General features: G+C 43.9%; 7 protein-coding genes. 1 reads left to right on the top strand and 6 read right to left on the bottom strand.

Translation table 11 applies throughout. The annotated features are described in order from the left end of the window. Positions 1 to 8: 8 nt before the first annotated feature. The 5 genes from BS614_RS18810 to BS614_RS18790 all read right to left on the bottom strand — a co-directional run bounded on the left by BS614_RS18810 (position 9) and on the right by BS614_RS18790 (position 8,902). Positions 9 to 1,685 carry an ABC transporter substrate-binding protein gene (locus BS614_RS18810; RefSeq protein ID WP_074095097.1) on the bottom strand — a complete coding sequence of 559 codons (1,677 nt, stop codon included), beginning with the start codon at positions 1,683 to 1,685 and terminating at the stop codon, positions 9 to 11. Positions 1,686 to 1,727: 42 nt separating this feature from the next. After that, positions 1,728 to 3,389, bottom strand: a complete 1,662-nt coding sequence (locus BS614_RS18805; RefSeq protein ID WP_074095096.1) for an ABC transporter substrate-binding protein — start codon at positions 3,387 to 3,389, stop codon at positions 1,728 to 1,730. A 121-nt stretch (positions 3,390 to 3,510) separates the two neighbouring features. After that, a complete protein-coding gene (locus tag BS614_RS18800; protein ID WP_074095095.1) occupies positions 3,511 to 5,250 on the bottom strand; it encodes a sensor histidine kinase in 1,740 nt (579 codons plus the stop codon). Beyond that, positions 5,232 to 6,818 (bottom strand): response regulator, encoded by a 1,587-nt coding sequence (locus BS614_RS18795; RefSeq protein WP_074095094.1) that lies wholly within the window; start codon positions 6,816 to 6,818, stop codon positions 5,232 to 5,234. The genes BS614_RS18800 and BS614_RS18795 overlap by 19 nt, the downstream gene beginning before the upstream one ends. A 101-nt stretch (positions 6,819 to 6,919) precedes the next feature. Beyond that, positions 6,920 to 8,902: a hypothetical protein gene (locus BS614_RS18790; RefSeq protein WP_074095093.1), complete on the bottom strand. Its 1,983-nt coding sequence runs from the start codon at positions 8,900 to 8,902 to the stop codon at positions 6,920 to 6,922. A gap of 159 nt (positions 8,903 to 9,061) precedes the next feature. Between BS614_RS18790 and BS614_RS18785 the strand changes: the two genes are divergently transcribed. Beyond that, positions 9,062 to 9,913: an AraC family transcriptional regulator gene (locus BS614_RS18785; RefSeq protein ID WP_074095092.1), complete on the top strand. Its 852-nt coding sequence runs from the start codon at positions 9,062 to 9,064 to the stop codon at positions 9,911 to 9,913. Between the two features lie 117 nt (positions 9,914 to 10,030). On the opposite strand, the gene BS614_RS18780 is transcribed toward BS614_RS18785, so the two are convergent. After that, positions 10,031 to 12,349 (bottom strand): glycoside hydrolase family 95 protein, encoded by a 2,319-nt coding sequence (locus BS614_RS18780; protein WP_074095091.1) that lies wholly within the window; start codon positions 12,347 to 12,349, stop codon positions 10,031 to 10,033. Positions 12,350 to 12,566 lie beyond the last annotated feature (217 nt).

The following is a 12,566-nucleotide window of genomic DNA, read 5'->3' as shown; positions in this document are numbered from 1 at the left end:
TGTTCGTATTACCATTTTCCTGCAACACGATCCTTCACAACGTTGGTAATGGTCGCTTCATAACCAGCTTTGTCCAATTTGTTCAATTCAGCCATGTAGGCATCCCACAGCTTATCAAAATTCGATGGTGCTCCCAAGATCATTTCCGGTAAGTATTTACGTTGCAGATCATCCGATTTGGTGGTGAAGATCTGTTCAGGTGATCCTTGCTCAAGGGCGATGGACCATGCGGGGAACCATGGCCGCTCTTCCGGTTTATTAAATAATTCACTAAAGGTTTGGATACCGTAGGCTTCAAGGAACTTCTTGTCTCCCTCGGTGTAAGATGCAGCGGCCACTTCCGGCTGGTTGCCAGGGCTATAAGCGTTACCATCGGTTAGTGTAGATTCACCGCCATATTTCGGCCAGTCTGTCCCAAAGTAGGTGAACCCGAATTTACGGCTGAGCTCCAGATCATCATGAGCCTTGCGTTGATCTTCATTTGCATAATAGAATCGGCCCTTTTCATCCACACTGTACGTCTCATCCTTGATTCCCCATTGCACCAGAACCTGATTCTCTTCCTTCAGCAAATTATCAAAATATTTGATGATACGAACAGGGTCTTTGGCATTCACCGAGATACCTGTTGCATAGTTGTTGACAAAGCCGGGAGGATCCACATACTGATCCTTGATTCCTTCATCAAACACAATCGGAAGTGGAGCGTAGCGCTTCTCATCAATGCCTGCCGAGAGCAGGTTTTTCGATGCATCCCCAATCTGCCAGCCATAATTGAAGTATCCTAACACACGACCCGAAGTCAGCTTGGCCAAGTACTGGTCTTTGTTCATCGTAAAGGATTCCGGATCAAGCATGCCTTGAGCATTGATCTCATTCAACTTCTGAATCCATTTTTTCTGGGCATCTGTACCCGCGACAACTTTTGCCTCATGGGTAGTCATGTCCACCATGACACTGCCATCGTTCGGATAACCGGCAAGATGCATCGCAGGATTTTGCAGTGTGAAGAAGTTATTAGCCACACCCGCAAGTGACACAAATCCGATTGTGTCTGCACCGTCGACAGTTGGATGTTTTTCCTTATAATCCTGAATTAGATCAAAATATTCATCCAGTGTAGTGATCTTGGGATAATCAAACTCTTTGAGCACAGATCGTTGAATCCAGAAAGCTCCTCCGCCCACATTTGGACTACCTGAATACTCACCCTGATTAGCCGTATAAGGCAGGGCATAGATTTTACCGTCTTCGGCATTTTTCATTTTATCGAAGTATGGTCCATACACCCTTTTGATATTAGGACCGTATTCCTCAATCAGATCATCCAGCGGAATATAGGCACCTGCATCCAGTAACTTGGACATCTCACCACTGGAGCTAATGACATCAGGATAGTCTCCACTGGCAATCATGACACCGGCTTTTGTAGCACTATCACCTACCAGATATTCCATCTTCCAGTCCACACCCGTCTGCTCTTGCAACGCTTTACCGATGGTAGTTTCGCTTGCCAGAACATCCTTCTTGCCTGGAGAGAACATGTAATACGAGAACGTGACTGGACTGTTCTCATCATCACCTGTGGCTGAAGGCGCTGATGACGAACTGTTCTGACTGCACCCAGCCAGCAAAGCTGTTAGTACTACAGCTAAACCCGCTGTTCTAAATTTTGGTTTTAACATGTGAATATTCCCCCGTTCCGTGTTTTCTCTTATGGATTACACTCACCATTTGCCAGCTACACGATCCTTAACTGCCTGTGTTATCGTAGCTTCGTATGTTTTCTTGTCGAGTTGATTCAATTGACTCATATATTCATTCCATGTGTTCTCGAAAGTGGAAGGCGAATCCATAATCATTTTGGGTAAATATTTCTTCTGGAGATCTTCTGCCTTGGTGATAAAAATCTGTTCAGGAGAGCCCTGCTCCAGTGCAATAGACCAAGCAGGAGACCAAGGACGCTCATCCGGTGTGCTGAATAGTTCTGTGAATGTCTCCACACCATATTTCTCTAACAACAGCTTGTCACCGTCCGTGTAACTAAAGGTAGCCACTTCTGGTTGGTTGCCCGGTCCATAGGCGTTGCCATCCTCCAGCACGGAGTTATTCCCGTAACGAGGCCAGCTGTAATTAAAATAGTCAAAGCCGAATTTACGACTTAATTCCGGATCTTCATGTGCCTTGCGTTGGTCATCATTTTCAAAGTAAAAGCGGCCCTCATCATTCACACTATACGTCTCGTTCTCAACACCCCATTGAACCAGAATCTGGTTTTCTTCCTTAAGCAAATTATCAAAATATTTAATAATTCGCACAGGATCTTTGGCATTTACGGTAATTCCGACACCGTAGTTATTCACAAAACCTGGCGGGTCCACATACTGGTCTTTGACACTGTCATCAAATACGATCGGTAGAGATACGTATCGTTTATCGTCAATACCAGCCTTCTTGAGGTTGTTCGTTGCGTCTCCAACTTGCCAGGAGTAACTGAAATATCCCAGTACCCGACCGGACGTCAACTTGGCGAGATACTGATCCTGGTTCATTGTGAAGGATTCTGGATCAAACATCCCCTGTGCGTTAACCTCGCTCAGCTTCTGAATCCATTGTTTCTGATAATCAGATCCGGCTACCAGTTTGGCTTCATGACTCTGCATATCCACCATCACACTGCCATCGTTTGGATAACCTGCCAGATGCATAGCCGGATTTAGCAGGGTGAAAAAGCTGCCCGATTCACCAGCAAGTGTGGCGAAGCCGATGGTTTCTTTTCCATCGATCTGCGGATGATTTTGCTTGTATTGCTCAATCAAGTCAAAATATTCGTCCAGCGTTTTGATCTTGGGATAGTTAAACTCTTTTAACACAGCACGCTGAATATAAAAGCCGGTCTGAAAATTAGGCTCTGACACATAACCGATGTTGGCAGTGTATGGCAAGAAGTATATCTTTCCATCCTCCTGTCTGAATTTGTCCATATAAGACCCGTATACCCGCTTGATGTTAGGCCCATATTGATCGATCAGTTCATCCAGCGGGATAAAAGATCCTGCATCCATCAATTTGGCCATTTCACCACTGGAGTCGATGATATCGGGGTAATCACCACTCGCAATCATCACACCTGCCTTAGTTGCACCGTCACCGACCAAATATTCCATCTTCCAGTCAACGCCTGTTTGTTCCTGTAGCTTCTTGCCAATGGTCGTGCTGCTTGCCAGAATGTCCTTCTTGCCACCGCCAAACGTGAAATATTTAAAGGTGACCGGGGTGTTGTCATTACTGTCAGGATAGGAGGCTTCCGGGCTGGCTTTATTACAACCTGCCAGGGTTACAGCCAGTAAAATGGCCAGACCTGTTATAATGTTTTTTTTTCTAAACATGTAGCAAATGCCCCCTTAAAGTATTGTTTGTGTCTTTAAGCCTTCTCAATATATCAAGATAGCGCTTTCAAAGTTACCCATGAAAGTGTACCTCCTACTTTGAAAAGTATATCCCTCGTATTTAGTCGCCTGGCATGGCTGATGGATTAAGTGGAAGCTTAATTTGGATATGCGTACCTTCTCCTTCCCATGTCTGGATGTCGAATGTAAAGTGATTTTTATAACAAAGTTTTAAGCGACTATACGCATTTTTCATGCCAACATGCTCTCCCATATCGGTGTTTTGATCCAGGTAACTTAACAACTCTTCTAATTTTGCTTGTGACATCCCTATACCGTTATCCGTTAGTCTGATATGGAGCTGTTCATTTTCCATTGAAACAAAGAGTTGAATGATGCCTACACCCGGAGATGACTCAATTCCATGAATACTTGCATTCTCAACAAAGGGAAGGATAACCATCTTGGGGATTCGGTACATCAGTACCGCAGGATCTGCCTCAATGGTATATTGGAGTTTTTCTCCAAAGCGGTATTTCTGAATTTGCAAAAAACTCTCGATGAGTTCCAATTCTTCCTTCACTGTCACATCATTCTGATTCCAACTAATCGACTTGCGAAACATCTTGGCCATGTTATGCACGATTTTGGCAGTCTCTTTCTCACCTTTGATGAGGCTCCGCATACGTACCGACTCCAGCGTATTAAACAAAAAATGTGGGTTGATCTGACTATGGAGCGCATGAAGTTGTGCTTCCTGCTGCTTCAACTCCAGGTCTTTCTTTTGGATGTCGGCGAGATATACCTCATGAATCAGGTTATGGATCGTCTCGGTCATTCGATTAAATTCCATCGTGAGTTGACCTATTTCATCTCTTGCATCTTCAGGCGGAATCGTCTGAAAATTCTGTGTTTTTACTTTTTTCATATGTTTTAGAATACGCACCAGCCTGACATGGATGGATCTGGACATAGCCGCGATGATAATAGAAGGCAGGACAAAATTAATGCAAGCCAGCCATACGACGAAGGAACGGGACTTCCGCACCTCCTTCAACACAATTTCTTCATCCATCACTCCATGCAGGGACCACCCTTCCAGATAGTTAATGCCTGTATACGTAAGTTCAAAGGGAATCATTTTGTTCGGAAACTGGATCTCGCTGTAACGTTTCCCTATCTGAGCTTCTTTTGCTGTGGGATCATTTGAAAATTGGATGTGTCCCCCCGGATCAAGAAGATACACTTTTCCATCAAATCCGCTGTTGTGGAAATACTGCTTGATCATATCCATATTCAGGTCAATTTTAAGTAACTGCTCTCTCCCCCCAGTGTCCAGATTGTCGAGCCTTTGAACCAGACTTAACATCTGATCCGATGAGATCAATGCCGGATAAGGGGCGGAGTATGCCTGAAATTGAACGTACCAGTCCGAGTTGCGGACATCGTCAGTTAAACGATCAATATAACCGGAAGATAAAATGGTAGAATTATCGGTATACACTTGATACCAGCGAATTCCCTGATTCATTTGACCGGAGAATTGCCCTTTTAGATAGGAATTATAAGCGTCAATATACTCAAAATGACTTTGAAATGAACGGGAGATGGTGTCGTTGAATACAGGGTCAGTATATAACGAATAAGAGAGGCCGACGCCCTGATCAATGGTTACCCGCAGATCGTTCTTCAGATTGTTCAGTGCCATGCCGGCATCACGAGTTTTCTGACTACGAATATTGGCGGATGTGACATTGTAGAACACCACATTGGTAACAACGATGGGAATAAATACAGATAAGACATACATGAGCAGTAGCTTATCTCGAAGCTTCATGTAATTCAGGTTCCATCTTGGCATTGTGCACCTCGCTGCTCATTTGCCATAAGGAGATTGCGATACTCTGTGGGCGATAACTTAACCAGTTTCTCAAACTGGGTTACAAAATAATCCGCATTCTGAAATCCTACACGTGCAGCAACCTCGTACATTCTCAGATCCGTCTGGCGCAATAACTTCTTCGCTTCATGAATCCGCAGGTTGAGCAGATAGTCATTGAAATATTGATTGTAGCTTTTGCGGAATAATCGCCCAAGATAAACGGGATTCATATAGAAGAGTGCAGCAATGCTTTTGAGATTGATGTTCTCGGTATAATTTGCATCAATATATCGTTTGATCTTGCTGATATCCCCTTTGGATCGTTCCATCCGCAGATGAGAGACATAATCCTCGGCTTCCTCCAGCGCGATGAGAAAAGCATTTTTCAATAGTCGTAAACTCCAACCTTCATGACTTTGTTGTGCCAGCTCCTTTAGCTGCTGTAGACCTTCATCATTACCACCCATTTCATGGACCACAGCGAGAATACCCGTTATATAACGCAAAAGAGAACCCGATACAGCTTGAGGAGAAAATCGATTCATATGAAACAATTTGAATTTCTCCTCTACAACCTTGTGATAAGCTGACCTATTCCCCTCTTCCAGGCTCAGAATTAATTGATCCACCTCGTCTTGGTATACATTAAAAACAAACAGCGGTTTGTCCTTGATCTCGGTATAACGTACGACACCACCAGTTTCAGCATATTTATGCTTGGCTGCTTCTTCAGCCGCCATAAGGGATTGTGGGACATCACCAATTTCTTTGACGAGTGTTCCTGCGTAAAGACCGATATCCAGGTTAAACCTTTTGCTCAGTGTTATATGAATATTATGCAGTTTATCCTGTAACGCCGAGCCCCCTTGATGATGATCAGGCCACAACAGTAATAAAGTAAACATTCCGCGTTGTTGCTCACTGATGAATATTTTGCATAAATTACTCTCCAGAGAATGTACTGCTTCACGTAGCTGTTCAATCGTAATTTTAATTGCATCTAATCCGGTCTGAAGTTCAATCAAAGTCATGAGCAGACTGGAGTTACGATTGATCCCAAGCATCTCGGCATATCGATGTTCATCCTCCTTCTGTACATGGCCTTTGATCACATCCTCCAGCATGATGTTACTGGCCTGTCCCTCAGCCAAAAGAATATGTTTTCTTTTATTGCAAATCAGATTAGCCGACTTCTGCAACGTCGCCGTCAGTTCTTCATCATCAATAGGCTTCAGGATATAGTCATGAACACCGTACCGGATTGCCTGCTGTGCATATTTGAAGTCATGATAACCACTGATGATAATGAACACAGGTTCCAGATGTGGCATTTTCTCTACGGCACGTATCAGTTCCAGTCCATCCAGAATTGGCATGCGGATATCTGTAATAATCACGTCTGGTTGCAGGCATTCAATCAGATTTAATGCCTCTGCACCGTTCTCTGCCTCTCCGATAATCTCCATATTAAGATCCATCCAATTTATGAGTTCATACAGCCCCTTTCGTACATACATCTCGTCATCTACCAGTAATACTTTTAACATCCTTGTGTCCCCTTTCCTCCAACGAAAATAAACCGCCGGTAGCATGTCTCCCTATCGGCGGCATCTAATATGGTGACTGTTGTAGTTATTGCATAATACATTCATTCATGTCGCGCATAATCCCAATAGTCGCCAACGAGGCCTTCAATGATCGATCCACTGGCCCATGGCATCAGGCAAAACCAGGTGCTGGCTGGCGTACCATCCGCATATTTTTCAGTGACCAGTCCTTCCGAATGACAGAAGCGTTCAGACATCCATCCTTTTTTGCCATAGCCGAATTCTTGATCATAACGATTATAGGTCTGACAACCCCACTCGATGGTATCCATCATACGTTGACGAACATAATTCTCGTCCCGCTGTCCAACATAATACAACAGCTCGTCCACTAGATTGCTGGACATGGGGTGAATATGCGGATTAGCTACAGAAGTAACACTTCCCCCGGAACTGGACCAGCCTAATGTACTGAGTGGCGGAATCTTAATAGGTGAGTTGTAACAAAATTTGAAGCTGAATTCATAACTGATCGCATCTCTCATGTGATCTAGATGCAGCTCGTCACCGGTCAACGCGTGCAGAAACCGAACAGCTTTGATGTAAGCCAGAATACCTTCCGAATCAACAGCTTTGTCCGCATCCAGCGGAGCGCCGTAACATTCCATATGTTGCACATAGGTATTGTAATAGTGGGCTTCACTGCGTCTGAGCTCATCCAGAGAAGATTCATCATGGGTTAACCAACTGTAATATGCCTTGGAAGCAAGACACCAGACTCCACTAAAAGCATCATATTCAAGACCTGCTCCGGTCCGCTCTGACAAAATGGTGGGGTATTCTCCATCCGTATTCTTCGTGCACTCCAGACGATCAAGTATTTGTTTGACGTAAGCAAGCCAATCATCGTGTCTCACATTACGAATGCGCTTCTCATAATCGTAGCTTTTCAGAATGTAGAACATCGCTTGAGCTACAAGGTAAGAGGAATGTCCTGGGGTACGCATACCGTCGAACCACCAGCCTTTAACACTCCATATCCCATCCTGATAGGCATCGTATGGAAGTCCGGATTCGGAATTCATGGCATTCTCGATAATATTGGTAATGCAGGATAACGCCTGCTGTCGCATAGGCTCATTATTCAGGCGCAGTGCGGCCATAAGCATTGGAGCAGCTATGGTCATACCATTTGTCCAACTGATTGAGATAATTTTGTTGTATCGGTAGCCATCAGTTTCAGCAGCATCTTCATATACAAATGTTGAATAATGACGATCCTCCGGAAGCCAGGCATATTCATAGATGGCATTGGACAAATCCGTTACCGTTGTCTGAATGTCACTTCCTTCTCTTGGTTTTTCGTGATACCTCCTATAGATTGTTTCCAGTGCAGGATTGATACCCAGTTCTGATTCAGACTCGTAGTTATATAGTTCAAGAGTGAGCCCAACTGATTCACCTGCCGCAAGTTCAAAACAATTTTCTCCAAGGGCAGCTCGCTCATGGACAAGTCTGGATTTGATAAATAACAACGGAGCATTCTCATATCCCAGCGTATATCCGACCGTACCCTTTTCAATAGAACATGTGAATCCCCCATATTGCACGAACGTTCCTTCCATTCCTGGATACCATTGCTGCTTCTGGTTTCCCGTATTGATCCAGTAGGGACTTGCGCTTAGACCAACAATCCGACCTTCATCATAGATAAGTGCAGCCGGATGAGACAGACGATCGCTTCGGACCATCCACCAGGGTGATGAAGGGCGAGAAGGACTGCCCTCCCTTAGTCTAGGGAACTCATTTGGGACATTCTGGGGTGCTTCGCCCCGGTTGCGGCCATACATAAATGCAGGCAAAAAAAACCTCGGATTCTTTTTGTCCAACGGCATTTCCACATGAATAACTCCTGTCCAGGCATTCTGTCCCTCGTTGTAAATCTGAATGTCGGCTTGCCATGGAGCTTCTGCACTGCCGTTTCCGCTTATTACTTTTACGTCAGCCTTGAGAGCATGCTTGTCCAATGCTGTGTACTCTACGGTGTCCTGCGCTCTACTTCGTGCCGTGAAAATCAGATCCATCTTTTCCTCCAATCGCGTTGTACACACCTGAGTGGAAACGCTTGCAATTATGTATCCATCATGCTAGGATGGTTACATTTTATAGGTTCACGTCTGCAATTTCATTGCACAAACGGCTATATTTATTGCGCGAAACGACAAGGAGGTCATATATCTGATATGAATGAGACTTCAGAATACCTGTTTGATCCAATCCAGAATGAGCTGTTGTACCTTCATCGCACCACCACGTATAATATGGGAACGTTTTATCATCGACATAATGCATATGAACTCTACTTATTTCTTCGTGGCAATGTAAACTTCTATATTGAGAACCGTTGTTACCATTTGCAACGTGGCGATCTGCTCGTTCTTAGCCCGGAGGAGATGCACCGTTCCTTTGCCTTGGACAAAAACGAATATGAGAGAATTACCATAAATCTGAAAAAGTCATATCTGAACCGCTTGTCTACTTCAAGCACCAACTTATCCGCATGTTTCGACTACCGTCCCAAGGGTAAGGGTAATATCGTACATCTTGAAGAGGAAGAGCTTCAACGAGTGCTGCAATTAGCTGGCGAGCTTGAACAGTGTCTCTCATCAAGTGACTATGGAGCGGATATTCTGGGGAATATTTTGATTACACAGCTACTCCTTCTAACGAATCTAACTTTTCAAAATACGGATTTTGTTGCAACGGATATTATGCCTAAACTAGTTCGAAACACGATGGATTACATTGAATGTAATCTGACGAGGCAACTGACGCTCGAACAATTGTCAGAGGCTATGTTCACGAATAGCAGCTATATTAGTCGACAATTCAAAAAGCATACCGGACTCACGATTCGAGAATACATTCTTAGTCGCCGTATAGAGCTGTCGAAATCTTATTTAATCGAAGGTTTAAGTATTACAGAGGCCTGTTATCAATCCGGTTTTGGAGATTATGCCAATTTTATTCGCAGCTTCACCAAGCAGGTAGGCACTTCACCTGGTAAGTACGTTAAATATGGAAGTCTTCTTTGAAACATTGTATTGAGCAAAAACACGCCAACTCTTGCCTAAATCTTATCTCAGCAAAAAAAGAGCGAATTCGCCCGGCAATTTTGTCAGCCGGTATTCGCTCAGGTAATCGGTAAATTCTTATTGATTATTCCAGTCGTATCCTTTTAGTTCAATTATTGAATTGGGGCCAGGAAAGGTTAATTCTATTTTTTGGTCCAGATAGGACACGGTTACTCTTGTTTCTTCAATAGAACGAATTCTGGTATTCAACAGACGACCATTTTCCCATTCCAGATCTATTTCAAATCCCCCACGAGCCCGAATACCACGAATATATCCTTTTGGCCAAGCTGCTGGCAAAGCAGGTAACAATCTGATTACTTCGTTATGACTCTGGAGAAGCATCTCTGCTATCCCTGCAGTACCTCCAAAGTTCCCATCAATTTGAAATGGAGGATGGTCACAAAACAGATTGGGTAACGTGGAGGAACGAAGAAGTTCCACTATGTTATCGTGTGCAAGTTCCGACTCCTCTAATCGTGCCCACATGTTGAGAATCCACGCCCGGCTCCATCCAGTGTGTCCACCACCGTGTTCCAGTCTTCTATCGAGTGTTACACGAGCTGCCTTGGCCAGGTCAGGCGTTGATTGCAACGTAATTTGCGTTCCAGGATGCAAAGCGAATAAATGGGAAATATGTCTGTGACCCGGTTCCAATTCATCATAATCGTTACTCCACTCTTGGATCTGGCCATGTTTGCCAATGGAGGTCTCCGGTATTTTGGTTAAAGCACTGCGGAGTACTTCTCCGAATTCCTGATCTTCTTGCAAGATCCGGGTACTTTCAATGCAACGCGTGAAGAGTTCTCTAATAATCTGATTGTCCATTGAAGCACCAAAACATAAAGCCCCCGACTCTCCATTATCTAATATATAGCGATTTTCCGGTGAGGACGAAGGACATATCACCCAATTGCCGGTAGGATCCTCTATTAGATAATCCAAAATAAACATAGCCGCATCTTTCATCGTGGAGTAAACTTTTTTGAGAAACTGAACATCCTTATTGTATTCGTAGTGGTCCCATAGATGTAATGAAAGCCATGCTCCTCCCATAGTCCAAAACGTCGATGTCATACATACATCCTGCGGAGCAGCGTCTGCCCAGATATCCGAATTGTGATGAGCAACGAACCCCTTGCATCCATACATGGTTCTAGCGGTTTCCTTTCCCCGGACTTGCAGTCGATCTATAAAATCAAACAATGGAACGTGACATTCAGACAGATTGCAGCTTTCTGCAGGCCAGTAGTTCATCTGTGTATTAATATTAATCGTATATTTGCTATCCCATACAGGAAGCATGTCTTTATTCCATATCCCTTGAAGGTTTGCCGGTAAAGAACCTGGACGGCTGCTTGAGATAAGCAGATAGCGACCAAATTGAAAGTATAGACTCATCAGTTCCGGATCATGCTTACCAGCTCTAAGCCGTTCAAGGCGCTGATCGATTGGAAGTTCGGAACATATCACATCTTTATTTTCATCTTCGAGATGTATATCCATCTTTTCGAATAAGGATTGATAGTCCGAGACATGATTGGCGAGCAGTTCGCTATATGGTTTTGTTGAAGCGGCCTCAATTCTTCGGAGGCACTCCACTTCGAGTTGTTCCTTGGGTACTCGGAAATCCGTGCACGCCGTAATTAGAATAGTCGCTGAATTACCATCCTTCAGAGAAAGCTGACCGCTTGAATAATGAACCTGCCCTCCTTCAGATATAAGGCGAATCGCACAACAAAATCGGATTCCTTCTTCTCCCCCACTTCTTCCCCGGATGATCAAGTTATTCGTTCCACGCCTCTCAATCCGGTCCAGATAGGATTGGAAACCAACAGGATGCTTAAGAATATCTGAATAGGATGTTGATTTCAGAACGGTTCCCCTGCCAAAAACAGTGGAGAAAGATAACTTTCCAGGCACGCTAGATTTGAGATGAACAACGAGCACTTGATCCGGGTAGCTAGCAAAATAATCACGGCTGTAAATGGATTGATCTGCGGTATAATTCACGTTTACCTTACCTTGTTCCAGATCGAGATGTCTTTGATATCCATTTGGTTCATGTTCACTGTGATCCATAGCGATATAGAAGTCCCCTAATGGCTCATAATGTCTTTGCCCGTCAGGAACACCTACCAAAGTATCTGCTGCGAGTTCTTCTGCTTCCCTAATCTTACCGTCAAAAATCAGGCTTCTGATCTGAGATAAAGATTCAAGTGCTTGAGGATTATTCCGCTGCATCGGACCACCATACCACAGACTATCTTCATTAAGCTGAATTCTCTCGATCTGTGTTTTCCCAAAAATCATGCCTCCAAGAGTTCCATTTCCGATAGGCAATGCCTCTTCCCATGTTCCAGCAGGTTGATTAAACCAGATATTTTTGGTCTTCACGTTAAAACCTCCAACGAATTATAATTCATCACATTTTTCATGTTTAGTGTGTTCCATTTGTATGTTCTTTCAGTGTACTGTAATCTCTTAAGCATCTAAATGAACAAAATTAACTTGAATTATCATAATCTTATCCCAGCATTAGAGGTATAATCGTAAATTCCGAAACTGACAGTACAAATTCTTTGTTCTGGACAGGGAAGTTTAGCTATTGGCA

It is taken from the genome of Paenibacillus xylanexedens, assembly GCF_001908275.1.
GTDB classification, from domain to species: Bacteria; Bacillota; Bacilli; order Paenibacillales; family Paenibacillaceae; genus Paenibacillus; species Paenibacillus xylanexedens_A.
Note: the sequence above shows the minus strand (reverse complement) of the source record. Positions and strands in the feature narration are given on the sequence as shown.